The sequence below is a fragment of the Nocardioides ginkgobilobae genome, assembly GCF_054781275.1.
This window is the reverse complement of the sequence record NZ_BAAGUS010000005.1, coordinates 193,611-220,601: the sequence shown is the minus strand read 5'-3', so window position 1 is coordinate 220,601 and position 26,991 is coordinate 193,611. Positions and strand designations below refer to the sequence as shown.

The following is a 26,991-nucleotide window of genomic DNA, read 5'->3' as shown; positions in this document are numbered from 1 at the left end:
CTCAGGCGCCGAGGAACCGCTGGGCGAAGTAGCCGCTGATGCCCTCGATGGCGATCCGCTCCTGCTGCATGGAGTCGCGCTCGCGCACGGTCACGGCGCCGTCCTCGAGGGTGTCGAAGTCGACGGTCACGCAGTAGGGCGTGCCAATCTCGTCCTGGCGGCGGTAGCGCTTGCCGATCGCGCCGGCGTCGTCGAAGTCGACGTACCAGTTCTTGCGCAGCTCGGCGGCGAGGTCGCGGGCCTTGGGCGAGAGGTCGGCGTTGCGCGAGAGCGGCAGGACCGCCACCTTGACCGGCGCCAGGCGCGGGTCCAGGCGCAGCACGGTGCGCTTGTCGACACCGCCCTTGGTGTTGGGCGCCTCGTCCTCCTCGTAGGCGTCGACGAGGAAGGTCATGAGGCTGCGCGAGAGGCCGGCCGCCGGCTCGATGACGTACGGCGTGTAGCGCTCCCCCGCCGCCTGGTCGTAGTACGACAGGTCCTTGCCGGAGTGCTTGGCGTGGGTGGAGAGGTCGAAGTCGGTGCGGTTGGCGATGCCCTCGAGCTCGCCCCACTCCGAGCCGGCGAACCGGAAGCGGTACTCGATGTCGACGGTGCGCTTGGAGTAGTGGGAGAGCTTCTCCTGCGCGTGCTCGTAGTGGCGCAGGTTGTCGGGGTCGATGCCGAGGTCGGTGTACCAGGCGGTCCGGGTGTCGATCCAGTACTGGTGCCACTCCTCGTCCTCGCCGGGCTTGACGAAGAACTCCATCTCCATCTGCTCGAACTCGCGGGTGCGGAAGATGAAGTTGCCCGGCGTGATCTCGTTGCGGAAGGACTTGCCGATCTGCGCGATGCCGAAGGGCGGCTTCATCCGCTGGCTGGTCACGACGTTGGCGAAGTTGAGGAAGATGCCCTGGGCGGTCTCGGGCCGCAGGTAGTGCAGGCCCGACTCGTCCTCGACGACACCGAGGTGGGTCTTGAGCATGCCGGAGAACTGCTTGGGCTCGGTCCAGGCGCCGCGGGTGCCGCAGTTGGCGCAGGCGATGTCGGCCATCGGCACGGTGTCGGGGTCGTCGATGCCCTTCTTCTCCGCGTAGGCCTCCTGCAGGTGGTCGGCACGGAACCGCTTGTGGCAGGACTGGCACTCGGTCAGTGGGTCGTTGAAGGTGTCGACGTGGCCGCTGGCCACCCAGGTCTCGCGCGGCAGGATGATCGAGGAGTCCAGGCCCACGACGTCGTCGCGCTGCTGGACCATCGCCTTCCACCACTGGCGCTTGATGTTCTCCTTCAGCTCCACGCCGAGCGGGCCGTAGTCCCACGCGGAGCGGGTGCCGCCGTAGATCTCGCCGCACGGGTAGACGAAGCCTCGGCGCTTGGCCAGGGAGACGACGTTGTCGACGGCGGACGGGGGCGGCTTGGCCACGGGATGGCTCGCTCTCTGCTGCGGTTCGACGCCGGCCGGCTGCCGACGGGAGCGCTCAGCCTAACGAGCGGGCCGACGCCACGTTGAGGTCGGTCCCCGGGCCCTCGACGACCTCGTAGGCACTGGGTTCGTCCAGCGCCCGGTAGAGCACCGGCACGGCGCGCATCTTGACGTCGTACGACGACAGGGCCCGGCGATAGGCGCCCACGTGCTCCCAGCGCGTCGTGAGCACCCACAGGGTCGGGTCGTCGACGTTGCGCCCGACCGTGCCGTCCAGGTAGCCGGGCCGCGCCGCCAGCGCCTCGTGCGCGGTCGCCAGGTCGACCCGGAAGGAGTCGACGTCCTCGACGGGGACCCGGAAGCGTGTCACGACCAGCACGGCGGCGAGCCTACGGCAGCCGTCCCGACGGCCCGCCTCGATCAAGTTGACAATGATTCCCACTACTGCTGAGAATCGTTCCCATGAGCTCGTTCCCCGCCCGCCCTGCCGCCCTGTCCGCCCTCCTCCTTGCCGGGACGGTCACGTTGAGCAGCTGCGCCGCGTTCTCCGACGCCGGCGCGGCGGGGGACGGCTCGTCGGACGGCACGGTCACCGTGGCGGCCGCCTTCTACCCGTTGGAGTACGTCGCGTCCCGGGTCGCCGGTGACCGCGCGGTGGTCGAGGGGCTCACGTCCCCCGGCCAGGAGGCCCACGACGCCGAGCTGTCGATCCAGCAGACCGGGACCCTGGCCGAGGCCGACCTGACGGTCTTCCTCGACGGCTTCCAGCCGACGGTCGACGCCGCCGTCGAGCAGGGCACCGGCGGCGCGGTGCTCGAGGTCGGGGAGACCGTGGGGCTGCGCGAGCTCGGCGAGGACCACTCCGACGAGGAGGGCGGGCACTCCGAGGACGAGGCCCACTCCGACGAGGAGGCCGGGCACTCCGAGGACGACGGCCACGACCACGCCGCCGGCGACCTGGACCCGCACTTCTGGCTCGACCCGATGAAGATGGCCGACCTCGCCGACGCCGTGGCCGAGGAGCTGTCCGCGGTCGACGCCGAGGGCGCTGAGGAGTACGCCGCCAACGCCGCGGACCTCCGCGCTGAGCTCGAGCAGCTCGACGCCGACTACACCTCCGGCCTCGCCTCCTGCGAGCGCGACCTGGTCGTGGTCAACCACGACGCGTTCGGCTACCTCACCAAGTACGGCCTGGAGCTGGAGGCCATCGCCGGACTCTCCCCCGACTCCGAGCCCACCGCCGCCGACGTCGCGCGGCTGCAGGACCTCATCGAGGACGAGGGCGTCACCACCGTGTTCTCCGAGACCCTTGTGAGTCCGGAGACGGCCGAGACCCTGGCGCGCGACGCCGGCGTCGAGGCCGACGTGCTGGACCCGATCGAGGGCCTGACCGACACCACCGCCGACGAGGACTACCTTTCCCTCATGCGCGCCAACCTCGAGGCACTCCGGGCAGCGAACGGGTGCTGAGCACCCGCACGTCGCCCCCGACCACCCCGCACCCCGTCGTCGCCGTCCGCGACGGCGGGGTGGTGCTGGGCGGTCGTCCCGTCCTCCGCGGCATCGACCTCGAGGTCGGCGCCGGGGAGTTCGTCGCGCTCCTCGGCGCCAACGGCTCCGGCAAGTCGACCCTCGTGCGCGCCGTGACGGGGCTGCTCCCCCTGGCCCGCGGCGAGGTGCGGCTGTTCGGGGAGGCGCAGGACTCCCTGCGCGACCGGCACCGCGTCGGCTACGTGCCGCAGCGCGCGACCGCCGCCAGCGGCGTCCCCGCCTCGGTCTCGGAGGTCGTCGCCGCGGGCCGGCTGGGCCACCGCCGGCTCCTGCGCCCGCTCCGCGCGGCCGACCGGCGCGCGATCGCGGACGCGCTGGACGTGGTCGGCCTGACCGACCGGGCCCGCGACAGCGTCTCCTCCCTCTCCGGAGGCCAGCAGCAGCGCGTGCTCATCGCTCGCGCCCTGGCCGGCCAGCCGGAGCTGCTGATCCTCGACGAGCCCACCGCCGGAGTGGACCTCCCGCACCAGCAGGCCCTCGCCGACGCGCTCGGCATCCTCAAGCAGCGTGGGGTCACAGTGCTCCTGGTCGCCCACGAGCTCGGGCCGCTGGCCCCGCTGGTGGACCGGGTCGTGGTGGTGCGCCACGGCCGGCTCGCCTACGACGGCCCGGCGCTGGACGGGGCCGGGACCGGCTCGGGCCACGCGCCGTACCTCTCCCTCGTCGACGGGCACCACCACGCCCACGACCACGCCCACCCGGGCACCGGCCGGGCGCACCGCCACGACCACGCACCGCACGTCGCCGGTCCCCTCGACGGGTCGCACGACGGCTCGCACCAGAGAGGCGGTCGGGGATGATCGACCTGCTCGGCTACGGCTTCATGCAGCGCGCGCTCATCGCCGCGCTCGTCACCGGCCTGGCCGCCCCCGTCGTCGGGGTCTACCTCGTCCAGCGCCGCCTCGCCCTCATGGGCGACGGGCTGGGCCACGTCGCCGTGACGGGCGTGGCCGTCGGCCTGCTGACGGGGACCTCGCCCACGTGGACCGCCGTCGGCGTCGCCGTGATCGGGGCGGTGCTGATCGAGGTCATCCGCGAGCGCGGCCACACCAGCGGGGACGTGGCGCTGGCGCTGCTCTTCTACGGCGGCATCGCCGGCGGCGTGCTGCTCGTGGGGCTGGGCGACCAGAGCGCGGCGCGGCTCAACCAGTTCCTCTTCGGCGCCCTGACCTCGCTCGGCCCCGACGACGTGCTCGCGGCCATGCTGCTGGCCGCGGTCGTGGTCGTGCTCGGGATCGGCCTGGCGCCCCAGCTCTTCGCCGTCGCCCACGACGCGGAGTTCGCCCGGGTCAACGGGCTCAGCGTCCGCGGCTACAACCTACTCGTGGCCGTGCTCGCCGCGGTGACGGTGACGGTCGCGATGCGCACCGTCGGCCTGCTGCTGGTCTCGGCCCTCATGGTGGTGCCGGTCGCCACGGCCCAGCAGCTGACCCGCACCTTCCGCGGCACCCTCCTGGCAGCCGTGGCCCTGGGTGCGGGCGCCTCGGTCGGCGGGCTGCTGCTCGCCGCCTGGGTCGGGCTGCGCTTCGACGCCGACGTCGCGACCGGTCCCACGATCGTCCTGCTCTCGCTCGCCGGCTTCGTCCTCACCTGGCCGGTCGGCATCGTGGTGCGGCACCGGCAGCGGGTGCGCCGCCCCTTCGAGGACGAGGTGCCCGACGAGCACCTCGTCGCCGACCACGACCACGCGCACGGACCCGACTGCGGCCACGTCGCGATCCCGCACGGCGACCACGTCGACTACGTCCACGACGGCCACCGGCACGCGCCGCACGGTCGGCACTACGACGAGCACTGAGCGTTCGTCGTACCGGCCCGCGGCCGGACCAGGAGGCTGGTCAGCAGCCGACGCCGGTGAGGTCCCCGTCGTCGATCGCGCCGCCGGCCAGGTGCATCGCCGAGCAGTAGTAGAACGACAGCAGCGGGTCGCGCTCCAGCACGACCGGCTCCCACTGGCCGCCACCGACCGGCTCGAGGTAGCGGAACCGGTCCGCGAGCAGCGGCCGCAGCGGCTTGTTCTTCAAGTAGTGGTCCAGCCAGCGCTGGGTGTAGGCGCTGGTCAGTGCCTGGCCCCAGCGGCTGGCCGGCAGCGCGAGCGGGATGTCGGTGTACTCCAGGTGGGTCGAGGCGCGCGGCACGACCAGCAACGAGTCGACCTCGGCGTCGCGCCAGGCGTCGAAGCCGGTCGCCCTCTCGCGCAGCGGGTCCGGGCCGCCGGGCGCGGGCGTGGGCCGCAGCGAGGAGCCGCCGGAGAGCAGCCACGGGCTGACGGTGAAGCCGTACTCCGACTGGATCGCCAGCGCGGGCACCACCGGCTCGACCGGGGTGCCGTCCTCGGCCGGCCCGGACTGCAGCTTGTCCAGGGCCACGATCGTGGAGATCCGCTCGTCGACGGCCTGGACCTGCGAGATCGCCGAGGCACCGAGCGAGTGGCCGACCACGGCGATCTTCGCGGTGCGGCCCGCGGTGCTGGGCCGGCGGTCGGGACGGCGGTCCAGCAGAGCGTGCCAGGGGTTGGAGCCGGTCACCTCGCCCTCGGCGGCGCCGTACGCCGGGGCCGGGTCCTGCGGGGTGGACAGCAGGAAGGTCAGGGCGTCCCGGGTGCCGACGACGAAGTTGTCGATCTGCTGGGAGGGGACCCCGCTGAGCGAGCCGTCGCCGGGGAGGGTCTGGCTGGTGCCCTGGCCCTGCACGTCGTAGGTCAGCACGAGGTAGCCCCGCTCGGCGAGGTCCTGGGCCAGCCAGAGGTACATGTTCTCGCTGCCCTGGACCGAGCCCTCGGTGATGACCACGCCGGGGAACGGCGGGCGCAGGCGCTTGCCGGTGTAGGGGTCCCGCGCTCCCTCGAGCGGGGCGTGCAGGGTGCCGCGCAGCAGCGCGCCGTAGCGGTTGGTGAACGAGACCGGCAGCGCCCGGCCGCGGGTGCCGTCCCAGCCCGCGCGCAGCGGGTTGCCGACGTTCCACCCCGGGAAGAAGGCGCCGGGGGTGATCGAGGGCCGGGTCGGCGTCGCCGCCTGCTCGAGCAGCTGGGCCAGCGCGACGGTGGGGATCTCGGTGGCCAGCGCCGGCAGGTAGTCCGGGTCGGCCAGCTGGACGTCGGTGATCCGCCCGTAGGCGTCGTCGATGTTCTGCAGGTCGCGCGCGACGTACTCCGGGCTGCCGGGCTCGGGCGCCCCGCGGTCGGGTGCCGCGGCGGCGTACGTCGTCGGGGCCGCGAGGGCGGCGGCGAGCAGGGTGGCGGTGGCCAGCCTCCGGGAGGCCAGGGTGCGCAGGGTCACGCACGTCACAACGACCGCACGCCCCGGCCGGTCACGCGTCGGGACGGGGGTCTCAGGGAGTGGGCGGCTCGGGGTTGGGCTGGGCGCCACCGAAGCGGCGGTCGCGCTCGGCGTAGATCTCGATGGCGCGCCACAGCGCGAGCCGGTCCACGTCGGGCCACAGGACGTCGGTGAAGACCATCTCGGAGTAGGCGGCCTGCCAGAGCATGAAGTTGGAGAGCCGCTGCTCCCCCGAGGTGCGCCAGACCAGGTCGGCGTCGGGGAGGTCGGGCAAGTAGAGCGCCTTCGCGAAGCGCTTCTCGTCGATCTTCTCCGGGTCCAGGCGTCCGGCGGCCACCTCGCGGGCGAGGGTGCGCGCGGCGTCGGCGAGCTCGGCGCGGCCGCCGTAGTTGACGCACATCGTCAACGTGAGCACGTCGTTGTCGCGGGTCATCTCCTCGGCGACCTGCAGCTCCTTGACCACCGAGCGCCACAGCCGCGGCGCCCGCCCGGCCCAGCGCACCCGCACCCCGAGCTCGTGCATCTCGTCGCGGCGGCGTCGGATGACGTCGCGGTTGAAGCCCATGAGGAAGCGCACCTCCTCGGGGCTGCGCCGCCAGTTCTCGGTGGAGAACGCGTAGGCCGAGACCGCCTTCACGCCGATCTCGATCGCTCCTTCGACGACGTCGAAGAGCGAGGCCTCCCCGGCCTCGTGGCCGCGGGTGCGCGGCAGGCCGCGCTGCTTGGCCCACCGCCCGTTGCCGTCCATCACGATCGCCACGTGGCCGGGCACCAGCTCCTGCGGGAGCGCAGGCGGGCGGGCGCCCGAGGGGTGCGGCGTGGGCGGACGGACGGGGCGCTTCACGACAGCGGAGCCTACGGGTCCGCGGGGACCTGCCGGGGCAGCAGGACCCGCACGGTCGTGCCCACCCCCACCTCGCTGTCGACCTCGATCCGGCCGCCGTGGGCGGCGACGATGTCACGGGCGATGCACAGGCCCAGGCCCAGGCCGGGGATCGCCAGGTCGCGGCTGGTGCTGCTGCGGTGGAAGCGGACGAAGAGCCGGTCCAGGTCCTCGGGCGGGATGCCGGTGCCGGTGTCGGACACCGCCAGCTCGACGAGGCCGCCCTGGCCGTCCTGCCCGTCGGCGGGGCGCTCGGTGACCTCGACGCAGACCCTGCCCCCGGCACCGGTGTGCTTGAGCGCGTTGGAGAGCAGGTTGTCCAGCACCTGCCCGATCCGTCGGGGGTCGACAAGCACGCGCAGTGATGCCGGGCAGCGCTGGTCCAGGTCGACGCCGGCCGCCTCGGCCGCCGGGGTGGCGACCTCCACGGCCTCGCGCACCAGCACCGCCAGGTCGCTCTCGGTGCGGTGGACGGGCAGCGGACCGCTGCCGGCCTGCGCCGTGGCGAGCAGGTCGCCGACCAGCCGGTCCAGGCGCACGGCGTTGCGCTCGACGACGCGCAGGTGGTCGGCGGCCGCGGCCGGGAGGTCCTCGCGCCCCAGGAGCACCTCGACGTAGCCCGCGATGGAGGCCAGCGGGGTGCGCAGCTCGTGGGAGACCGTGGAGACGAACTCGTCCTTGGCCTCCAGGGCGCTCAGCAGGTCGGTGATGTCCTTGTAGGCCAGCGCCGCTCCGACGCGCCGCCCCTGGTCGTCACGCAGCGTGCGCGCGGAGACCGACAGCGCCCTGCGGGTCAGCGGGTCGTCGCCGCACCAGATCCGGATGTCGGAGTACTCCTCGCCGGAGGCGGCGCGGAAGCTCGGCATCTCCTCGCGCACCACCCGTCGACCGTCGGGGTGGTGGACGGCCCCGAGCTGACCTGCCTTCCCGGCGTGGCCGTCGGGGAAGGCGAGGTCGATGAAGTCCTGGTGGCGACGGTTGGCGCGCAGGTAGCGGCCCTCGGCATCGAGGAGCACCAGGCCCACGTCGACGGTGTCCAGGATCGCGGTCGAGATCCGGCGCTCGGACTCCGCGCGGGTCACGGCCGAGGCGACGCCCAGGCCCACCAGCCAGGCGACGAGCGGCGGCAGGACGGCCCGGGTCAGCGACGACCCCGAGACACCGTTGTAGGCCAGGCCCGGGCCCGAGACCACCAGGGCGGCGGCGACGCCGGCCAGCACCGCACCGCGCCCGCCCATCAACCGGGCCAGCCACAGCGCGGGCAGGACGACCAGGATCCCCGCCGCCGAGCCCTCGGGCACCAGCCGCACCAGCCCGATCGCGGCCAGGTCGAGCACGGCCACCAGCAGCGGGGCGTGCCGCACCCCCGGCCCGGCGCGCGGCGCGACCCACACCGCGAGGGTGGTCAGCGTCAGCAGGCCCAGCCCGGCCAGCGGCCCGCGAGCCGCGTCCAGCGGCGTACCGACCGAGGAGCGCAGGAGGGTGTCGAGCAGGACGAGCGCGGCGAACGCGGTCTGCAGCAGGCGCGGGTCGGGGTCGTCGACCAGGTTGACCACCCGGCGCAGGGCAGCGAGGTAGGACCGCATCCGACTCCTTCCCCGATCTCCCCCAGACCGCCGGGGGCCAGCATGACACCCCGGTGGGCTCCACGGGCGTCATCCGCAGGGGTCAGCGTTGCAGGTGCTCCATGGAGCGCAGGCCACGCTCGAGGTGCCAGGAGAGGTACGCCGCCACCAACCCGCTCGCCTCGCGCAGGGTGCGCGGGTCGGCGTTGCCGACGGTCGGCCAGTCGCCGGCGAGCAGCGCCCCCAGGACCTCGACGGTGCCCGCGGCCGGGCTGGCGGAGCCGGGCACGCGACAGGTGCTGCACAGCACCCCACCCATCGAGGGGTTGAACCAGCGGTGCGGACCCTCGAGGCCGCACCGGGCGCAGCCCTCGAAGCTCGGGGCGTAGCCGGCGACCGACAGCGAGCGCAGGAGGTAGGAGTCGAGGACCTGGCCCGGCCCGATCTCACCGGCGGCCATCGCCCGCAGCCCACCGACCAGCAAGAGGTACTGCTGGGTGGCCGGCTCGCGCTCCTCCACGACCAGCCGCTCGGCGGTCTCGAGCATGACCGTGCCCGCGGTGTAGCGCTCGTAGTCGGCGCCCATCCGGCCGGCGAAGGGCGTGATCGTCTCGGCCTGGGTGATGGTGTCGAGGTTGCGCCCGTCGGCGAGCTGGAGGTCGACGTGGGTGAAGGGCTCCAGCCGCGAGCCCCACCGCGAGGAGGTGCGCCGCACCCCGCGGGCGACCGCGCGCACCACGCCGTGCCGGCGGGTGAGCAGGGTGATGATCCGGTCGGCCTCCCCCAGCTTGTGGGTGCGCAGCACGACCGCCTCGTCGCGGTAGAGGGGCACCGCGCCATTGTGCCCCGCCGGGCCCGAGGATCCGGAGGTCTACCGCGTGGCGGAGCGCCGCCGGCGGCGCTGGACCCGCCAGCAGCTCTGGCAGAAGCCGATGGCCGCTCCGGTGAGCCGCTCGGGGCGCAGCCGCCACTCGAGCAGGCTGCGGGCGCTGACGAACTCGGCGTCAGGGATCTCCGCGGCCAGCATCGCCGCGTCGGCCGCCGGGTGGATGGGGTCGCGGGTGTGCCCGACCACCAGCGCGGGGGCGGTGATCCGGCGCCTTTCCCTCGACATCGGCGCGATCCTGCCGAACAGCAGACCGTGGAGCAGCGCGGCCGTCGCACCGGGGCGCTGGTCCAGTACGTCGAGGGCCACCCCGGCCCAGAAGGGCAGCAACGAGCGGGGCACGACCCCGGACAGGAGACGCGCACCGTCGACGCTCACGGGCAGCAGGCGCGAGGCGAGCAGCAGCGGGGACGCCGCGACGATGCTCGCCTCGAGGGCGTTGTCCAGGACGGGCATCTCCAGCAGCAGGCCGCGCACGCGGTCGGGGGCGGCGACGGCGACCTCGAGGGCGACGTTGGCCCCCAGGGACGTCCCGCCGACCACGGCCTCGGGAGCCCCGAGGTGGTCCAGCAGGGCGACGACCTGCTCCCCGAAGGCCTGCACGGAGTAGGCGAGCGGATCCGCCGGGCGGTCCGAGCGGCCGTGCCCGAGCAGGTCCAGGGCCACCACGTGCAGACCGGACCCGGCCAGGGCGCGGGCCAGCGGCTCGTGCATGCGCCGGGTCATCAGCTGACCGTGCACGAGCACGACCCAGGAGTCGCCCGAGCCGTACTCGGTGTACTCCAGTCGGTCCCGACCGTCCTCGGTGTGGAAGAAGAACTGCCCGACGCGCTCGGAGACCAGCATGGGGGGAATCTAGCCGGACCGGCCCCCGGGACCGGCCGGGGACGTGAGAATGGGCCCATGGCCACCGCGGTCGCCCCCCTGCCCGCGCCCGCAGCCCCCGCCCTGGGCCTGCGGGCTGCCGTGCTGCTGCTGGCGGCGACGTACGTCGTGGCGACCGTGTCGGTGGCCTGGCGTCCCGCGGACAACCCGGTCGCCGGCTGGTGGCCGGCTGCGGGGCTGGCGGTGGCACTGGTGGCCCTGGTGCGCCCCGGCGCGCGTCGGCTGGTCGCCGCGACGGTGGGCGTCGCGGTCGCGACGGGCCTGGCCAACCTCACCGCCGGTCGGACCCCGGACGTCTCCGCCGCCTTCGGCGCGGTGAACGCGGCCGAGGCGGTGGTGGCGGGACTGGTGCTGCGCGCGAGGCCAACGCCCGGACCGCCGACCCTGGGGACGCTGCAGGACTTCGTGCGGCTCCTGGTCGCGGCCGCGCTCGGTGGCGTCGTCATCGCCGTGGGCAGCGGCACCGTGGTGTGGGCGATGCTCGACGGAGGCTTCCTCGCCACCGCCCGGACCACCTCACCGGCACACGCCGCGGCGATCCTCGTGGTGCTCCCCCTCGCCCTGACCTGGCGCCTGCGCGGCGGCCCGGCCGCCGACCGGGGCGAGCTCGCTGCGCAGGTGACGCTCCTCGTGGTGTCGATCAGCCTGGTCTTCCTGCCGGCGCAGGAGCTGGCGCTGACCTTCGTCCCCCTGACCCTGCTGGTGTGGGCGGCGCTGCGCTTCGACCTGCGGGTCGTCTCCGTGCAGCTGGCCGGCTTCGCCGCCACCACCACCTACCTCAACGCCCTGGGCTGGGGACCCTTCGCCGCCGAGATCGACGAGGGGTTCACCAGCCAGGTCGGCGCGGCGTCGCTGTGCCAGCTCTACGTCGTCTGCGCCGCCCTGATGACCGTCCCCCTGGCGCTGCTGCTCGCCGAGCGCAACCGGCTGGCGGCCCAGGCCAGCGCCGAGGAGGTGCTCTTCCGGCGCAACTTCACCGACTCGCTGCTGGGTCAGCTGCTGCTGCGGCTGGAGGGCGGGGCGCTGCGCGTCGTGGACGCCAACGACACCGCCGCGGACGTCCTCGGCCGCCCGCACGGCTCGCTGCTCGGGCTGCCGCTGGGCGACCTGCTGGCCACGCCGACGGAGCTCGACGTGCGCACCGCCGCGGGGCAGTCCTGGCGCGGGCGGGTCAGCGTCCGGGGCGACGCCTCCACCCGGGTGGAGGTCGCGCTCAGCCGGCTCTCCCACGGCGACGACGACGACCGCCGGGTCGTGTGGTCGGCCCAGCTGCTCGACGTCTCCGCCGAGCACGTGGCCCGTCAACGGCTCGAGGCAGCCGAGCGGCTCACCTCCGCGACCCTCGACACGACCGCGGCGATCATCCTGGTCACCGACCTGGAGGGCCGGATCGTGCGCGTCAACGCCGCGACCACGGGGCTCACCGGGTGGACCGAGGCCGACCTGGTCGGACGCACCATCGCCGAGACCAGCCTGGTCGCCGGCGCCCCGGACCTCGACGCCCTGTTCCTCTGGCCCAACCGCTCGGGCCAGCCGGTGGTCCGCGAGGCCGACGCCACGACCCGCGACGGCTCCACGCTGCGGGTGCTGTGGAGCAACAACATGGTGCGCGACGAGCAGGACCTGCCGGCGTACGCCGTGCTCACCGGCATCGACGTCACGACCGAGCGCGCGAGCGCGGGCCTGGTCTCCCACCTCATGCGGGCCGCGATCACCACCGCGATCATCGGGGTCGACGACCACGGTCGGATCACCGTGTTCAACGCCGGTGCCGAGCTGATGCTCGACCACGACGCCGGGCGGCAGGTAGGGCAGCGCTTCCTCGACCTGCTCGACCCCGACCAGGTCTCCGAGCGACTGGGAAGTCGCGACCCCGACAAGGCCTTCGCGACCCTGGTGCGCGGCATCGGCTCGGGCGAGCTCCCCGCTCGCGACTGGCTGTGGGTGGCCCGCGACGGGAGCCGCCGGGTCGTCTCGATGTCGCTGAGCGCGACCGCCGGCGGTGTGACCCCGCAGGTCGGCTTCCTCTGCGTCGGCCGCGACGTGACCGAGCAGCGCCAGGGCCAGGACATGCTGGTGGCGGCGCTGGAGAAGGAACGCACCGCCGTCGAGCGGCTGCGGGCCCTGGACGAGGCCAAGAACGAGTTCGTCTCGACGGTCTCACACGAGCTGCGCACGCCGGTGACCAGCATCGTCGGCTACACCGAGATGCTGCAGGACGGCACCGTCGTGGACCCCCTGCCTGACCAGCTCCCGCTCTTCGACACCATCGCCCGCAACGGCCAGCGGCTGATCGTGCTCTGCAACGACCTGCTGACCCTGGCCGGGCTGGACTCGGAGTCGATCACCTGGGAGGCCGAGCAGGTCGACCTCGGCGAGGTGCTGTGCGCCGTCGAGGAGTCGGTGGCACCGCTGGTGGCCGACCGCGACCTGGAGCTCCTGGTCGAGCGACCCGACTCCCCCGCCGTGGTCGTCGGCGACCCCGCGCAGCTCGAGCGGGTCGTGCTCAACCTGGTCACCAACGCCATCAAGTTCACCGAGGACGGCGGTGTCGTCCGGGCCCGGGTCGAGGTCTCCGGCGACGAGGTCGTGCTGACGGTGACCGACACCGGCATCGGCATCCCGACCGAGGAGCAGGACAACCTGTTCCAGAAGTTCTTCCGCTCCTCGACCGCGCAGAAGGAGGCGATCCAGGGCACCGGGCTCGGGCTGTCGATCGTCTCGGCGATCGTCTCGGCCCACGGCGGCACGATCCGGGTGCGCTCGGCGCACCTGGAGGGCGCGACCTTCACGGTGCGGCTGCCGGTCAAGTACTGACGCGCAGCCGCACCGTGGCGCTCAGGCGCGGTTGACGGCGCTGACGACCGCCTGCAGGGAGGCCGTGACGATGTTGGGGTCGATGCCGATGCCCCACAGCACGCGGCCGTCGACGGCGCACTCGACGTACGCCGCGGCGAGGGCGTCACCGCCGGCCGAGAGCGCGTGCTCGGCGTAGTCCAGGACGCGCACGTCCTCGACGCCCAGGACGTCGGGACCCAGGGTGGAGATGGCGTCGACGAAGGCCGAGAGCGGGCCGTTGCCCTCCCCGGTGAGCGTGCGCGCCTCGCCGTCGACGAAGACGTTGACCTCCAGGGCGTCCTTCTGCCCCGCCGCGGAGGAGGTGTGCACGGAGTCCAGGCGCAGCGGCGCCTCGCGGTCGAGGTACTCGGAGCGGAAGACGTCCCAGATCTGCTCCGGGGTCATCTCCCCGCCCTCGGCGTCGGTGCGCTGCTGCACGACCCGGGAGAACTCGATCTGCGCGCGCCGCGGCAGGTCCAGCTTGTGCTCGGCCTTGAGGACGTAGGCCACGCCCCCCTTGCCGGACTGGCTGTTGACCCGGATGACCGCCTCGTAGGAGCGACCCACGTCCTTGGGGTCGATCGGCAGGTACGGCGCCTCCCAGGGCATCTGCGAGACCGGGACGCCCTGCTCCCCGGCGCGGCGCTCGAGGTCCTCCAGGCCCTTCTTGATCGCGTCCTGGTGGGAGCCTGAGAACGCCGTGTAGACCAGGTCGCCGGCGTAGGGGTGGCGCGGGTGGACCGGCAGCTGGGTGCAGTACTCCACGGTGCGGCGGACCTCGTCGATGTCGGAGAAGTCGATCATCGGGTCCACGCCCTGGCTGAAGAGGTTCATGCCCAGGGTGACCAGGCAGACGTTGCCGGTGCGCTCGCCGTGGCCGAACAGGCAGCCCTCGACCCGGTCCGCACCAGCCATCAGCGCCAGCTCGGTGGCCGCGACCGCGGTGCCGCGGTCGTTGTGTGGGTGCAGGGAGATGACGGTGTTCTCGCGCCGGGTCAGCTGGCGGGAGAACCACTCGATCTGGTCGGCGTAGACGTTGGGCGTCGCCACCTCGACGGTCGCCGGCAGGTTGAGGATGATCTCGCGGCCGTCCTCGGGCTGCCACACGTCGGTGACGGCCTCGCAGACCTCCAGGCTGAAGGGCAGCTCGGTGGAGGTGAAGATCTCCGGGCTGTACTCGTAGCCGATGACGGTCATGTCCAGGTGGGCGTCGCCGTGCTTCATGACCAACTCGGTGCCGCGCACGGCGATGTCCTTGACCTCGTCGGTGCTGGCCTTGAACACCACGCGGCGGAACATCGGCGCCAGCGCGTTGTAGAGGTGGATGTTGGCCCGCGGCACGCCGACCAGCGACTGCACGGAGCGCTCGATCAGGTCCTCGCGCGCCTGGGTCAGCACGGAGATGGTGACGTCGTCGGGGATCCGGTCGCCCTCGATGAGCTGGCGGACGAACGCGAAGTCGGTCTCGCTGGCCGAGGGGAACCCGACCTCGATCTCCTTGTAGCCCATCTGGACGAGCAGGTCGAACATCCGCATCTTGCGGGCCGGGCTCATCGGGTCGATCAAGGCCTGGTTGCCGTCGCGCAGGTCGGTGGACAGCCAGCGCGGGGCCTGGGTGATGCTGCGCTCGGGCCAGGTGCGGTCGGGCAGGTCGATCGGCGGGAAGGCGCGGTAGCGCCCGACGGGCATGCCGCTGGGCTTCTGGGGCGGGATGGTGGTCACGGTGTCCTCGCTGGGTGCTCTGGGTGGGGGTCGTGGTGACCGGCGCGCAGAGAGCCTCCGCAGCGAGGGGGTCCGGTCGGGCTCAGACCTCGCTGCGGCAGCGAAGGAGAAGGGCGTGCTGCTGCGTCATGACTCGGCCACCATACCCTGCACGGCCCCGGCGTGCGCCCGGGACGGCCGGACGCCCACCAGGCGGGCGAGACCGGTCCGGAATCACCCCGCGGGGTGAGGCGGGATCTTGAGTGGTCGGGAGTGCCCCCAGTATTTTCAGCCCATGCCTCCCTCGACGGTGCGTCCTGTGCGGCTGGGCGTCCTCGACGAGAGCGAGCTGGTGACCCACGGCCTCGCCGGGATGCTCCGGCCCCACGTGGCCCGGCTGTCCGTGCGCCCCCTGCGCAGCAGCGCCGGGCACGTGCCCGACACCACCGGGCTGGACGTCGTCCTGTGCGACCCGTTCGCCGGTCAGGACGTGCAGGAGCGGCTCGCCCGCCTCCCCGCACTGGCGCCGGCGAAGGTGCTGGTCTACACCTGGCACGACCACCCGCACCGTCGCCGGCGAGCGCTGGACGCGGGCGCCGACGGCTTCCTGGCCAAGGACGCCCCCGGCCAGGACCTGGTCGCGGCCATCGATGCGGTGCTGCGCGGTGACCGGCTCTCCCAGCCCGCCGGCACCGCCGGCGAGCAGGACCACGACTTCCCCGGGCTCTCCCAGCGCGAGTCCGAGGTGCTGGTGCTCATCGGCCGCGGCCTGTCGAACCAGGAGATCGCCGAGCGTCTCTACGTCTCGGTCAACTCGGTGAAGACCTACGTCCGCCAGGTGTACGCCAAGACCGGGGTGACCCGGCGCACCCAGGCCGTCGCCTGGGCCCATGAGCACGGCTGGACCGAGTAGGGCCGAGTAGCCGACCCACCGCGTCCCGCGGGTCGCCCGCGACCGTCCTAGGGTCACCCCATGGCCCGGCTCCTGCTCGTCCACCACTCCCCCACGCCGACGCTGCGCGACCTCACCGACGCCGTCCTGGGAGGGACGCGCGACGAGGCCGTGACGGGGGTCGAGGTGGTCGAACGAGCCGCCCTGGAGGCGAGTGCCGAGGACGTGCTGGCCGCCGACGGCTACCTGCTCGTGACACCGGCCAACTTCGGTTACATGTCGGGGGCGCTCAAGCACTTCTTCGACTCCCTCTTCCTTGAGGTCGGCGGCGCGCTCGGCGAGGACGGCTCGGCCGCCGGCTCCTCGGGCGGACGTCGCCCGTTCGGGCTCGCGGTCCACGGTCGCTACGACACGACCGGCGCCGTCCGCTCGGTGCTCGCGATCACCGGCGCGCTCCCCTGGCAGCAGGCCGCGCCGGTCCTGGAGGTGCTCGGCGACCCGGACGAGGAGGCGCGCGCGGCGGCGTACGAGCTGGGCGGGACGCTGGCGGCGCTGCTGTCCTCCTAGAGGTCGCGTCCTGGCCCCGCGGTCGTCGGGCGCGACGGGTAGCCTCCTCCCCGTCCCCACGACCCTGGAGCCCGAGGTGCCGTTGAACTCCCGAGCCGTCCGTGGCTTCGCGCCCGCGCTGCGGCTCGCCGGGCTGGTCCTGCTGCTCGGCCTGCTCGCGGCCTGCGGCGAGGACGAGACCGGGACGACGAGCACCACCCCGCCGGAGGTCGGCGCCTGCCGGCTGCTCGACGCCGAGGACGTCGCCCTGCCCTCGAACGACTCCCCCGTCGTGGACTGCGCCGACCGGCACACCGCCGAGACCTTCGAGGTCCAGGAGCTCCCGGAGGAGCTGCACGACCTCGACGCCGACGACCCGCAGATCGGGGCACACGTCTACGACACCTGCGCCCCCGCCTTCGCCTCCTTCCTGCGCGCCGACGAGTCGGCGGTCATGCGCACCGTCGTCTCCTGGGCGTGGTTCGCCCCGACGGAGGCCGCCTGGGAGGCAGGGGCCCGCTGGTTCCGCTGCGACGTCATCGGGGGCGGACCGCAGCTGACCGACTACCGCGCGCTCCCGGAGACCGCCGAGGGCCTGCTCGAGGGCCTGCCGCCGGACCAGTGGATGGTCTGCGCCGACGGCCGCACCGTCAACGGCTCCCCCAAGGTGCCGTGCTCGGAGCCGCACACCTGGCGCGCGGTCACGACGATCAAGGTGGGCGAGCCCGGCGAGGACTACCCCGGTGACCGGATCGTCGAGGTCACCACCCGCGACTTCTGCTCCGACTCCGTCGGCGCCTGGCTGGGCTACCCGGACTCCTACGAGTTCGGCTACACGTGGTTCAAGCAGGCCGAGTGGGAGGTCGGCAACCGGAGGTCGGTGTGCTGGGCGCGGACCCAGCAATGACGCCAGGGGGGAGAGCACGGGCGAGGGCACGCGCGGTCGGCCTGGTGCTGCTGGTCCTCCTGGTGCTGGCCGGCTGCTCGGACGCCGCGCAGGACCCGGGTCCCCGCGCGGGCGACGTGGGCGCGGACGCCGCCGGCCAGGCGGCCGCACCTGGTGCGGCGGCTGCGGACGGGACGGGCGCTGCCGAGCCGCCTCGGCCCGCCCTCCCGCCGGAGCGCGCGTGCTACGACCTGGACCTCGACGCAGCGCTCGCCGCCACCGACGACAGCCCCTCCCGTCCCTGCACCTCCCCCCACACCGCCCGCACCTTCCTCGTGGGACGGCTGGACCGCGCGGCGGAGGGTCACCTGCTGGCGATGGACTCCGAGCGGGTCCGCACCCAGGTCGCCACCCGGTGCCCGGCCGCGCTGCCGGACTTCGTCGGGGGCGGCGAGGACGGCTGGCGGCTGAGCGTCCTGCGCGCGGTGTGGTTCACCCCGACGCTGCCCGAGGCCGACGCCGGCGCCTCGTGGTTCCGCTGCGACGTGGTGGCGCCGGACGGTCGGGGCGGCCTGCTGCCCCTGTCCGGGCGCCTCGAGGGGACCCTCGCCACCGCGGCCGGCCGGGACCGCTGGGGCCTGTGCGCCACGGGCGCCCCCGACGACCGGGACGCCCGGCGGGTGGCGTGCGCGGAGCAGCACAGCTGGCGCGCGGTGTCGGTGGTCGAGCTGGGCGGCACCGGTCCCGACGGTGAGGACTACCCCGGCGAGCAGGCCGCGCAGGAGCGCGGGCAGGAGCCCTGCGAGCAGGTCGGACGCGACCGGGCCACGGACCCGCTGGAGTTCACGTGGGGCTACGAGTGGCCCAGCGCGGAGCAGTGGGCCGCGGGCCAGCGCTTCGGGCGCTGCTGGGTGCCGGTCGCCTGACCCATCGCGACCGGAGCGCCGGCTAGAAGCCGAGCTTGCGCAGCTGCCGCGGGTCGCGCTGCCAGTCCTTGGCGACCTTGACGTGCAGGTCGAGGTAGACCGGCGTGCCGAGCATCGCCTCGATCTGCTTGCGCGCCACGGTGCCGACCTGGCGCAGCCGGGCCCCCTTGTGGCCGATCATGATCCCCTTCTGGGAGTCGCGCTCGACGTAGAGGTTGGCGTGGATGTCGAGCAGCGGCTTGTCCTCCGGACGGCCCTCGCGTAGACCCATCTCCTCGACCACCACCGCGATGGAGTGCGGGAGCTCGTCGCGCACGCCGTCGAGGGCGGCCTCGCGGATCAGCTCGGCGGCCAGGACCTCCTCGGGGCTGTCGGTGAGCTCGCCCTCGGGGTAGAGCTGCGGCCCCTCCGGGAGCAGCCCGACGAGCAGGTCGGCCAGCAGGTCCACCTGGTCACCGGCCTTGGCCGAGACGGGGACGATCTCGGCCCAGTCGGTGCCGGTCTCCACGCCGAGCTGCTGGATGTCCAGCAGGTGCTGGCCGATCCGCTCGGGCGAGGCGAGGTCGGTCTTGGTGGCCACGGCGATCTTCGTCGTACGCCGCACCTTGGCCAGCTCCCCGACGATGAACCGGTCGCCGGGGCCGATCTTCTCGTTGCTGGGGAAGCAGACCGCCACGACGTCGACCTCGGCCCAGGTCGTGGTGACCAGGTCGTTGAGCCGCTCGCCGAGGAGCGTGCGGGGGCGGTGTAGGCCGGGGGTGTCGACCAGGACCAGCTGGGCGTCGGAGCGGTGCACGATGCCGCGCACCACGGTGCGGGTGGTCTGCGGCTTGTCGCTGGTGATCGCGACCTTCTGCCCGACCAGGGCGTTGGTCAGGGTCGACTTGCCGGCGTTGGGCCGCCCCACGAAGGAGGCGAAACCCGACCGGTGCTGCTGGTCCGTCATGACTGGGCCTCCCGTGCCTGGTCGTCCCGTGCCTGGTCGTCCCGTGCTTGGTCGTAGTCGGCCCAGATCTCCTCGTCGCTCTTGCCCGCGGCCTTGCCGGCGCGCCAGATCGGACCGGGATCGACCGCCCGCGGCTGGCGGGCCTGCCCGCCGCGCCAGTAGCCCATGACGTCGTACTGCTCGGAGGGCAGCCGCACGTCGCGCATGAGGTGCTTGCGGATGGCGCGCATCTGCGCGGACTCCCCCGCCATCCAGAAGTAGCCGGGACCCTCGGGCCACGTGAGGTCGGCGACGACGTCGGCCAGGGCGGACCGACCGTCGCCGGGCTGGGCCAGCCAGGTGACCTCGACGTCGTCGGGGAGGTAGCCCGCGGGGCGCTCGGGCACCTCGGCCCAGACCCGGACCGGCAGGTCGGTGGAGGAGCAGATGCGCGCGATCGCGGGCAGCGCGGTCAGGTCGCCGACGAGCATCAGCCAGCCCGCGTCGGCGGGCGGGGCGAACGAGCCCTTGGGGTCGGTGACCACCACGGTCTCCCCGACCACGCCCTCGGCGCGCTGGGCCCACTCGGTGACCAGGCCCTCGTCGTGGACGACCACGTCGAGCACGAGCTCGGAGCCGTCCCAGGAGCGCACGGTGTAGTAGCGCGACTGGAACTGCCCGGGCACCACGAGGGCCACCCACTCGTCGGGCAGCCCGGTGCTGGTGAAGGCGGCCAGGCCCTCGCCTCCGAGCCGCAGGCGAAGGAGGTGGTCGGCCAACCGCTCACGACCCAGGACGGTCGCGGAGTGCTGCTGGGCTCGGACGCTCACGTCCGGACCCTACTCACCAGGTCGGACGCAGGGGGAATCCGTCACGGCCCCGAGCAGGTCAGGAGGTGCTGGACGCGCCGATCGTGCCGCGCGGGTCGCCGAGGTGCAGCACCACGCCGGTCCCGGCGAAGTCGCGGACCGCGGCCAGGTCGACGGCGGCCAGCTCCGCGGCCTCGGTCAGCACCACGGCCGCCTCCAGGCCGGCCGAGCCCGACGCCACGGCCATCGCGATGCAGGTCCCCAGCGCGGAGACCTGCAGCGAGGGCAGGTCGACGGTGGCGGCGGCGTACGTGCGGCCGTCGCTGTCGCGGACCGCGGCACCCTCCGCGGCGCCGGTGCGGGCGCGGGTGGCGCGGGCCAGGGTCACCAGCTTCTGGTCCTCGGCGCTCAGCTCGTCACTCGTGCTGGTCACTCGTCCTCGTCCTCCTCCTCGTGCTCCACGCGCGTGATGAGCACGGTGTCGATCTTGTTGCGGCGTCCCGAGGCCGACTCGGCGACGAAGCGCAGGTCGTGTGCCTCCACCGTCGAGCCCGGGATCGGCACGAGCCCGAGGTGCTTGGCCATGAGCCCGCCGACGGAGTCGACGTCCTCCTCCTCGACGTCGAAGCCGAAGAGCTCCTCGAGGTCGTCGACCGGGAAGCGCGAGGGCACCCGGAACAGCCCCGGACCGACCTCGTCGGCCTGGACCTCCTCGGGGTCGTACTCGTCGCTGATCTCGCCGACGATCTCCTCGAGGATGTCCTCGATGGTGATGAGGCCGGCGGTGCCCCCGTACTCGTCGACGACGACCGCGACGTGCTGGCGCCGGGCCTGCATCTCGCGCAGCAGGTCGTCGACGGGCTTGGACTCCGGCACCCAGTAGGGCTCGCGCATCACCGAGTCGATGCGCTCGGTGAACTCCGCACCGGGCTCGTCGAAGTCCCGGCGCACGAGGTCCTTGAGGTAGGCGATCCCGACGACGTGGTCGAGGTTCTCCTCGATCACCGGCACCCGGCTGAAGCCGCTGCGCAGGAACAGCGAGAGGGTCTGGCGCAGGTTCTTGTGGCGCTCGACGAAGACCACGTCGTTGCGCGGGACCATCACCTCGCGCGCGGTGGTGTCGCCGAGCTCGAAGACGGAGTGGATCATCCGCCGCTCCTCGCTCTCGATGAGCGAGGAGGCCTCGGCGAGGTCGACGAGCTCGCGCAGCTCGGTCTCGGTGGAGAACGGGCCGTCGCTGAAGCCCTTGCCGGGGGTGATGGCGTTGCCCAGCAGGATCAGCACCCGCGGGAGCGGGCCGAGGATGCGGGTGACGAAGGTGAGCGGCCCGGCCGAGAGCAGCGCGACGGACTCCGAGTGCTGGCGGCCCAGCGTGCGGGGGGCGACGCCGATGACGACGAAGGACACGACCAGCATCACGGCGACGGTCACCGCCACCGTGAGGCCCCACGACTCCTGCAGGCGCTGGCGCACCAGGTGCGTGGCCAGCACGATCGCGGTCACCTCGCACGCCAGGCGCAGCAGCAGCGCGGTGTTGAGGTAGCGCGGGGCGTCCTCGAGCAGGTGCAGCAGCCGGCGCGATCCGGCGCGGTCCTCCGCGGCCAGCTCGGCCGCGCGCGCCTGCGAGAAGGAGCCGAGCGCGGCGTCGGCGGCCGAGAACACTCCCGCGAGCAGGACCAGGGAGGCGACCGCGACGAGCAGCCAGACGTCGCCCGGGATCACGTGAGGGTGGCGCGCCAGGCGGCGAGCAGCTCGTCCTGGAGGCCGAACATCTCGGCGTGCTCCTCGGGCTCGGCGTGGTCGTAGCCCAGCAGGTGGAGGACCCCGTGCACGGTGAGCAGGTCCAGCTCGGCGACGGTCCCGTGGCCGGCGGTCTCGCCCTGGCGCTCGGCGACGACCGGGCACAGCACGAGGTCGCCGAGGACGCCCTCCTCGGGCTCCTCGCCCACCAGACCCGGGCGCAGCTCGTCCATCGGGAAGGCCAGCACGTCGGTGGGACCGACCTTGCCCATCCACTGCTCGTTGAGCTCGGCGATGGTCGCCTCGTCGACGGCCTTGATGCACAGCTCGGCCAGCGGGTGGACGCGCATCCGGTCCATCACGAAGCGGCTCAGCGTGCTCAGCCGGCGCACGTCCACGTCACGCCCGGACTCGTCGAGGACCTCGATGCTCACGGGGCCATCCTCGCGCACGTCCTCGGTGGACGGCTCGGACCCCGACGTCACGAGCGCTGCTTGCGGTGCGTGCGCGCCGGCGGGCCGCTGCGCGGAGCGTCCTGCTGCGCACGGGCGTCGAACTCGTCGTACGCCGCCACGATCCGGCCCACGAGCTTGTGCCGCACCACGTCGGCCGAGGTGAGCCGGTGGAAGCCGATGTCCTCGACGCCGTCGAGGATGTCCTCGACCACGCGCAGCCCCGAGCGGACACCGCCGGGCAGGTCGGTCTGGGTGACGTCGCCGGTGACCACGATCTTGGAGCCGAAGCCCAGCCGGGTCAGGAACATCTTCATCTGCTCCGGCGTGGTGTTCTGCGCCTCGTCGAGGATGATGAAGGAGTCGTTGAGCGTGCGCCCGCGCATGTAGGCCAGCGGCGCGACCTCGATGGTGCCGGCCGCCATGAGCTTGGGGATCGAGTCCGGGTCGATCATGTCGTGCAGCGCGTCGTAGAGCGGGCGGAGGTAGGGGTCGATCTTCTCCCCGAGGGTGCCCGGCAGGAAGCCGAGGTGCTCGCCGGCCTCGACCGCGGGGCGGGTGAGGATGATCCGGTTGGCCTGCTTGGCGTGCAGCGCCTGCACGGCCTTGGCCATCGCGAGGTAGGTCTTGCCGGTGCCGGCGGGGCCGATGCCGAAGGTGATCGTGTGCTCGTCGATGGAGTCGACGTAGCGCTTCTGGTTCAGCGTCTTGGGCCGGATCGAGCGGCCTCGGTTGCTGAGGATGTTGAGGCTCAGCACGTCGGCGGGGCGCTCGCTGGTCTCGGCGCGGAGCATGCCGAGGACCCGCTCGACGGTGTCGCCGGTGACGCTCTGCCCGGTGCGCAGGATGGTGACCAGCTCGTCGAGGAGCCGCTCCCCCAGCGCCAGCTCGGACGGCTCGCCGATGAGCGTGATCCGGTTGCCGCGCACGTGGAGGTCGGCGTCGAGGGCCTCCTCCAGCTGCGCGAGGTGCTCGTCCCCGGGCCCGAGCAGGCTGACCATGTCGATGCTGTTGGGGACCACCACGGTGTGGCGGGTCGTGTGCGCGTCAGTCATGGATGCCCGGGAGGGCCCTCTCTGCAGTCGGGAGGCGTGCTGGTCGGAACCCCTTCACTGTACGGCGTGGGGCGACGACCTCCCAGCGAGTTCCTCCGTCCGCACACCCCGACCCCGTACCGTGGGGGCCGTGCCCGGACTCGACCCCCACCTGCGCGAGTGGGACGACGAGGACCCGGACCCCGACGACGAGTCGCTGCCGCCGTACTGGTTCCCCGGCGAGGCGATGCCCGGCGACGCCCGGCGGATGGGTCTGACCCACCACACCGTCGAGGGCGCGCTGCTGGACTTCGGCGGCCGGCTGGACTCCACCAAGCCGGTCCACCGCTGGACCGCGTGGTTCCTGCTGGTGGTCTTCGGGCTGCCGGTGGTCTTCGCCGTGATGCGGCTCTTCTACTACCTCTGAGCGGTGCGGCCGACCGCTCAGAACGCGCTGGTGGGCTCGCCCGAGGCGTAGGTGACCTGCAGCGTGCCCAGGCACATCTCGTCGGTCGACCCCTCGCCCCACAGCACGTAGCGGTCCTCCTCCTGCCCGTCGAACGCGGGCAGCTTGTCGCGCAGCCACTGCTCGTGGCGGCAGGTGACGGTGAGGGTGTCGCCGGGGCGGAGGGTCGCCGGCTCGATCCGCCGGCTGCCCTGGTCGTCGAAGTCCCACAGGTCGATGTCGAGCAGGGTCCGCTCGCGGTCGGTGCCCTCGTTGGCCACGACGCTGATCTCGCGGCCGAGCAGGTGCATGTGCCCGGCGACGCCGTGGACGGTCATCTCCTGGGAGACCCGCCGGGTGCAGGTCGTGGTCTCCGAGGGCTCCTCGAGCTCCCCGCACAGCAGGTGCAGGGCGTCCGCGGTGAAGGCCGCTCCACCGAAGCGCTCGCGCAGGTCGGCCATCGCGGCGTCCCGCTCGCAGAGCGGGCCGTCGTCGCGGGCCGCGCGGCACGGCAGCTCGACCGGGGCCGGCATGAGGTAGGTGTGCAGCGCGTCGAGGTCCCGGTCGCCCGGCAGCCAGCGCAGCTGCGTGGCCGAGGTGTCGGGGGCGGCGCCCTGCAGGAGGTTGTAGTGGACCTGCATGACCACGCGGCTCCCGGCCTCGAGCCGGGTGCCGAGGCCGTCGGGCGTGCGGGTCTCGTCGCCGCCCGGAGCCCAGGCGGCCAGCCAGTTGGCGTCGGTCAGCCGGGCGAAGTCGCCCTCCAGGCCGGTGCCGCCGAAGCAGGTCCAGCCGGGGTCGACGGTCTGCGCGTCCTGCTCCTCCGCGGCGGCGACCTGGTCGGGCTCGACCTCGAAGAGGATGACGTGGTGCACGACGTCGGGGTTGCCGGGCAGCACCTGGCTGCCGGTGAGCCAGACGTCCTCCTCCAGCCCGGGGTCGAGCAGGAAGCAGCGGTAGTCGTCGGTGCCGGTGCCCGTCGGGGCGCTCGGGGTGTAGGCGGCGTCCATCTCCAGGGTCATCCGGCGCTCGCCCTCGCGCAGCGGCAACCGCTTGCCGGGCTCGACGCTGCGCAGCTGCTGGGCGGCCACCTCCGGCGGTGCGGGCGGCTCGAGGACGTCGGCCGCGGAGCCGGTACGCCGCTCGGTACGGTCCCACGTGGCTGCGACCGCCACGGTGCCGGCCACGGCCAGCACGAGCGCGGCCAGCAGCGCGGCGAGCCGTCGTCTCATCCCGGGGGCCAGGTCAGGTCGCGGCCGGCCAGGACGTGCACGTGGGTGTGGAAGACCGTCTGCCCGGCCTTGGCGCCGGTGTTGAAGACCAGGCGGTAGCCGTCCTCGTGGCCCTCGGCGGTGGCCACGGCGTGCGCGGCGTCGACCAGCTCGGCCATCGCGACCGGGTCGCCCACGGCCAGCTCACCGGCGTTGGCGAAGTGGGCCCGGGGCACGACCAGCACGTGGGTCGGCGCCTGGGGGTGGATGTCGCGGAAGGCCACCGTGCGCTCGGTGACGTGGACGATCTCGGCTGGGATCTCGTCGGCCACGATCTTGCAGAACAGGCAGTCGCTCATGGGTCTCCTCTCCCGTGCCGATGCTCTCACGGGGACGGTGGCCCGGGGCCGCTGCCGGCGACACACCCCGGAACCGCAGGCGGGCCCAGCGCGTCACAGGGGCATCATGGACCACATGCGCACCGCTCTCCGACGTACTTCCTCCGCCGCCGTCGCGGCCGGGGTCCTGCTGCTCGTCGCCGCCTGCGGCGAGGACGGGACGGCCACCGACCCGGTCGCCGGGGAGGTCTCGGACAGCCCCTCGGCCACTCCCGAGCCCTCGCCGACCGAGCCCACGAGCGCCCCCGCCGAGGAGGAGCCCGCCGCGGCCGGCACCGTGCCGGTCTACTACGTGGGCGACACCGGCTCCGGGCCGCGGCTCTTCCGCGAGTTCCGCAAGGTCAGCGGCGAGCCGGCGCTCGGTGCCGCGGAGATGGCGGCCGCGGGCGTGCCGGCCGACCCCGACTACCGCTCGGCCTTCCCCGACGGCGGCGGCTTCTCCTCCGTCGCGCGCGAGGACGGCCGGATCGTCGTGACCACCACCGACGACGCGTGGACCGAACGCCCCTCCGGGATGTCGGCGGGCGACGCCGAGCTCGCGCTGCAGTCACTCGTCTACACCGTCCAGGGCGCCCTGCAGACCCGCGACGCGGTGGTGGTGGAGTCGCCCGGCGGCGCGACCACCCTCTTCGGCATCGACACCGCCGACGGCGTCGAGAACGCCGACCAGCTCGAGGTGCTCTCCCTGGTCAACGTGACCTCCCCCGAGGAGGGCGCGGAGGTCCCCGACACCTTCACCGCCAGCGGTGTGGCCTCGTCCTTCGAGGCCACCGTCCCGTGGGAGGTCCGCGACGGGTCCGACGCGGTCGTGGCGCGCGGGTTCGCCACGGCCGAGGGCTGGATGGACGCGCTCTACCCCTGGGAGACCGAGGTGGACCTCTCCGACCTCGCGCCGGGGAGCTACACCTTCATCGCCATGACCGACGACCCCTCCGGCGGGGAGGGCAACCCGCCGATGTTCGACACCAAGGAGATCACCGTCGGCTGAGCCGGGGCTCAGCCCCAGCGGGGGGTGCGGGCCAGCAGGGCGGCGACGGCGGCGACGCCGGCGGTCGAGGTCCGCAGGACCTCCGCGCCCAGGCGCACCGACCGCGCGCCGGCGGCCGTGAGCGCGTCGAGCTCCTCGGGGGCGATGCCGCCCTCGGGGCCGACGACGACCAGGACGCTGCCCAGAGCGGGCACCTCGAGCCCGCTGAGCGGCTCGGTGGCGTCCTCGTGCAGCACGACCGCGAGGTCGGCGGCAGCCACCAGGTCGACCACCCCGGCCGTGGTCGCGAGCGGGTCGACGACCGGGTGCCAGGAGCGGCGGGACTGCTTGGCGGCCTCCCGGGCGGTGGCGCGCCACTTGGCCAGGCCCTTCTCGGCGCGCTCGCCCTTCCAGACCGCGACCGAGCGCGCGGCGGCCCACGGCACGACGCGGGCGACACCGACCTCCGTCAGCACCTCCACGGCCAGCTCGCCGCGGTCGCCCTTGGGCAGCGCCTGGACGACGGTGACGGCCGGGGCGGGCTCGGGCTCGGCGGTCACCGAGGTCACCACGACCTCGAGCCGTCGCTTGCCGGTCTCGGCCACCTCGCCGACCACGGCGCGACCGAGCCCGTCGGTCAGCACGACCTGCTCACCGGTCCGCAGACGGCGTACGGCGACGGCGTGGTGGGCCTCGTCGCCCTCGACCACCACCGTGCTGCCGGTGGTGGCAGCGTCGAGGGACGGGACCAGGTGGACGGGCAGGCTCATCGGGTGA

27 protein-coding genes are annotated in these 26,991 nt (G+C 73.5%); 10 read left to right on the top strand and 17 right to left on the bottom strand.

Annotated features, from left to right (window positions below; genetic code table 11):
- Position 1: 1 nt before the first annotated feature.
- Both ACYVID_RS07390 and ACYVID_RS07385 read right to left on the bottom strand, forming a co-directional pair.
- A complete protein-coding gene (locus ACYVID_RS07390) occupies positions 2-1,399 on the bottom strand; it encodes a glycine--tRNA ligase (RefSeq protein ID WP_300644189.1) in 1,398 nt (465 codons plus the stop codon).
- A gap of 55 nt (positions 1,400-1,454) precedes the next feature.
- Entirely contained in the window at positions 1,455-1,778 is a 324-nt protein-coding gene (locus ACYVID_RS07385; RefSeq protein ID WP_300644190.1) for an antibiotic biosynthesis monooxygenase family protein, read from the bottom strand.
- Between the two features lie 83 nt (positions 1,779-1,861).
- Here ACYVID_RS07385 and ACYVID_RS07380 point away from each other — a divergent pair, with 83 nt between their 5' ends.
- Genes ACYVID_RS07380 through ACYVID_RS07370 form a run of 3 tightly spaced genes read left to right on the top strand, consistent with a single transcriptional unit; the run spans position 1,862 to position 4,748 of the window.
- The gene (locus tag ACYVID_RS07380; RefSeq protein ID WP_460735892.1) at positions 1,862-2,869 is read left to right on the top strand and encodes a metal ABC transporter substrate-binding protein; all 1,008 of its coding nucleotides are present in this window, start codon (positions 1,862-1,864) and stop codon (positions 2,867-2,869) included.
- Positions 2,863-3,750 carry a metal ABC transporter ATP-binding protein gene (locus ACYVID_RS07375; protein WP_460735890.1) on the top strand — a complete coding sequence of 296 codons (888 nt, stop codon included), beginning with the start codon at positions 2,863-2,865 and terminating at the stop codon, positions 3,748-3,750. The genes ACYVID_RS07380 and ACYVID_RS07375 overlap by 7 nt, the downstream gene beginning before the upstream one ends.
- Complete coding sequence (locus ACYVID_RS07370; protein ID WP_460735888.1) at positions 3,747-4,748, top strand: metal ABC transporter permease; 1,002 nt, start codon at positions 3,747-3,749, stop codon at positions 4,746-4,748. Before ACYVID_RS07375 ends, ACYVID_RS07370 begins: the two co-directional genes overlap by 4 nt.
- Positions 4,749-4,788: 40 nt before the next feature.
- On the opposite strand, the gene ACYVID_RS07365 is transcribed toward ACYVID_RS07370, so the two are convergent.
- The 5 genes from ACYVID_RS07365 to ACYVID_RS07345 all read right to left on the bottom strand — a co-directional run bounded on the left by ACYVID_RS07365 (position 4,789) and on the right by ACYVID_RS07345 (position 10,408).
- Positions 4,789-6,228, bottom strand: a complete 1,440-nt coding sequence (locus tag ACYVID_RS07365; protein WP_460735886.1) for an alpha/beta hydrolase family protein — start codon at positions 6,226-6,228, stop codon at positions 4,789-4,791.
- Between the two features lie 52 nt (positions 6,229-6,280).
- Positions 6,281-7,072 (bottom strand): isoprenyl transferase, encoded by a 792-nt coding sequence (locus ACYVID_RS07360; protein WP_460735884.1) that lies wholly within the window; start codon positions 7,070-7,072, stop codon positions 6,281-6,283.
- 11 nt (positions 7,073-7,083) lie between these two features.
- On the bottom strand, positions 7,084-8,697 hold the full coding sequence (locus ACYVID_RS07355) for a sensor histidine kinase (RefSeq protein WP_460735882.1): 1,614 nt from the start codon (positions 8,695-8,697) through the stop codon (positions 7,084-7,086).
- Between the two features lie 82 nt (positions 8,698-8,779).
- Positions 8,780-9,508 (bottom strand): DNA repair protein RecO, encoded by a 729-nt coding sequence (gene recO, locus ACYVID_RS07350; RefSeq protein ID WP_460735880.1) that lies wholly within the window; start codon positions 9,506-9,508, stop codon positions 8,780-8,782.
- Positions 9,509-9,547: 39 nt separating this feature from the next.
- Complete coding sequence (locus ACYVID_RS07345; protein ID WP_460735878.1) at positions 9,548-10,408, bottom strand: alpha/beta fold hydrolase; 861 nt, start codon at positions 10,406-10,408, stop codon at positions 9,548-9,550.
- A gap of 57 nt (positions 10,409-10,465) precedes the next feature.
- Here ACYVID_RS07345 and ACYVID_RS07340 point away from each other — a divergent pair, with 57 nt between their 5' ends.
- The gene (locus ACYVID_RS07340) at positions 10,466-13,264 is read left to right on the top strand and encodes an ATP-binding protein (RefSeq protein WP_460735876.1); all 2,799 of its coding nucleotides are present in this window, start codon (positions 10,466-10,468) and stop codon (positions 13,262-13,264) included.
- 21 nt (positions 13,265-13,285) lie between these two features.
- On the opposite strand, the gene leuA is transcribed toward ACYVID_RS07340, so the two are convergent.
- Positions 13,286-14,974 carry a 2-isopropylmalate synthase gene (leuA, locus tag ACYVID_RS07335; RefSeq protein WP_460735935.1) on the bottom strand — a complete coding sequence of 563 codons (1,689 nt, stop codon included), beginning with the start codon at positions 14,972-14,974 and terminating at the stop codon, positions 13,286-13,288.
- Positions 14,975-15,281: 307 nt separating this feature from the next.
- Here leuA and ACYVID_RS07330 point away from each other — a divergent pair, with 307 nt between their 5' ends.
- From ACYVID_RS07330 to ACYVID_RS07315, 4 genes are all read left to right on the top strand, one after another.
- A complete protein-coding gene (locus ACYVID_RS07330; RefSeq protein WP_460735874.1) occupies positions 15,282-15,899 on the top strand; it encodes a LuxR C-terminal-related transcriptional regulator in 618 nt (205 codons plus the stop codon).
- Between the two features lie 60 nt (positions 15,900-15,959).
- Entirely contained in the window at positions 15,960-16,445 is a 486-nt protein-coding gene (locus ACYVID_RS07325) for a flavodoxin family protein (protein ID WP_460735872.1), read from the top strand.
- Between the two features lie 76 nt (positions 16,446-16,521).
- Positions 16,522-17,331, top strand: coding sequence for a septum formation family protein (locus ACYVID_RS07320; protein WP_460735870.1), 810 nt, complete (start codon positions 16,522-16,524; stop codon positions 17,329-17,331).
- A gap of 44 nt (positions 17,332-17,375) precedes the next feature.
- Positions 17,376-18,236: a septum formation family protein gene (locus ACYVID_RS07315; protein WP_460735868.1), complete on the top strand. Its 861-nt coding sequence runs from the start codon at positions 17,376-17,378 to the stop codon at positions 18,234-18,236.
- Positions 18,237-18,258: 22 nt separating this feature from the next.
- Here ACYVID_RS07315 and era read toward each other — a convergent pair whose 3' ends face one another.
- Genes era through ACYVID_RS07285 form a run of 6 tightly spaced genes read right to left on the bottom strand, consistent with a single transcriptional unit; the run spans position 18,259 to position 23,217 of the window.
- Positions 18,259-19,182, bottom strand: coding sequence for a GTPase Era (gene era, locus ACYVID_RS07310; protein ID WP_460735866.1), 924 nt, complete (start codon positions 19,180-19,182; stop codon positions 18,259-18,261).
- Complete coding sequence (locus ACYVID_RS07305) at positions 19,179-19,991, bottom strand: siderophore-interacting protein (RefSeq protein WP_460735864.1); 813 nt, start codon at positions 19,989-19,991, stop codon at positions 19,179-19,181. The genes era and ACYVID_RS07305 overlap by 4 nt, the downstream gene beginning before the upstream one ends.
- 58 nt (positions 19,992-20,049) lie before the next feature.
- Positions 20,050-20,403 (bottom strand): cytidine/deoxycytidylate deaminase family protein, encoded by a 354-nt coding sequence (locus ACYVID_RS07300; protein WP_460735862.1) that lies wholly within the window; start codon positions 20,401-20,403, stop codon positions 20,050-20,052.
- Positions 20,400-21,689 carry a hemolysin family protein gene (locus ACYVID_RS07295; protein WP_460735933.1) on the bottom strand — a complete coding sequence of 430 codons (1,290 nt, stop codon included), beginning with the start codon at positions 21,687-21,689 and terminating at the stop codon, positions 20,400-20,402. The genes ACYVID_RS07300 and ACYVID_RS07295 overlap by 4 nt, the downstream gene beginning before the upstream one ends.
- Complete coding sequence (gene ybeY / locus ACYVID_RS07290; RefSeq protein WP_300644209.1) at positions 21,689-22,144, bottom strand: rRNA maturation RNase YbeY; 456 nt, start codon at positions 22,142-22,144, stop codon at positions 21,689-21,691. The genes ACYVID_RS07295 and ybeY overlap by 1 nt, the downstream gene beginning before the upstream one ends.
- A gap of 47 nt (positions 22,145-22,191) precedes the next feature.
- Positions 22,192-23,217: a PhoH family protein gene (locus ACYVID_RS07285; RefSeq protein ID WP_460735860.1), complete on the bottom strand. Its 1,026-nt coding sequence runs from the start codon at positions 23,215-23,217 to the stop codon at positions 22,192-22,194.
- Positions 23,218-23,347: 130 nt separating this feature from the next.
- On the opposite strand from ACYVID_RS07285, the gene ACYVID_RS07280 reads away from it, so the two are divergent.
- On the top strand, positions 23,348-23,623 hold the full coding sequence (locus ACYVID_RS07280) for a hypothetical protein (protein ID WP_460735858.1): 276 nt from the start codon (positions 23,348-23,350) through the stop codon (positions 23,621-23,623).
- A gap of 17 nt (positions 23,624-23,640) precedes the next feature.
- Here the strand turns inward: ACYVID_RS07280 and ACYVID_RS07275 are convergent, their stop codons facing one another.
- Together ACYVID_RS07275 and ACYVID_RS07270 are read right to left on the bottom strand one after the other, a co-directional pair.
- Entirely contained in the window at positions 23,641-24,870 is a 1,230-nt protein-coding gene (locus ACYVID_RS07275) for a monooxygenase (RefSeq protein ID WP_460735856.1), read from the bottom strand.
- Positions 24,867-25,208, bottom strand: coding sequence for a histidine triad nucleotide-binding protein (locus ACYVID_RS07270; protein WP_460735854.1), 342 nt, complete (start codon positions 25,206-25,208; stop codon positions 24,867-24,869). The genes ACYVID_RS07275 and ACYVID_RS07270 overlap by 4 nt, the downstream gene beginning before the upstream one ends.
- A gap of 115 nt (positions 25,209-25,323) precedes the next feature.
- Between ACYVID_RS07270 and ACYVID_RS07265 the strand changes: the two genes are divergently transcribed.
- A complete protein-coding gene (locus ACYVID_RS07265) occupies positions 25,324-26,235 on the top strand; it encodes a Gmad2 immunoglobulin-like domain-containing protein (protein ID WP_460735852.1) in 912 nt (303 codons plus the stop codon).
- Positions 26,236-26,243: 8 nt separating this feature from the next.
- On the opposite strand, the gene ACYVID_RS07260 is transcribed toward ACYVID_RS07265, so the two are convergent.
- Positions 26,244-26,984, bottom strand: a complete 741-nt coding sequence (locus ACYVID_RS07260; RefSeq protein WP_460735850.1) for a 16S rRNA (uracil(1498)-N(3))-methyltransferase — start codon at positions 26,982-26,984, stop codon at positions 26,244-26,246.
- Positions 26,985-26,991 lie beyond the last annotated feature (7 nt).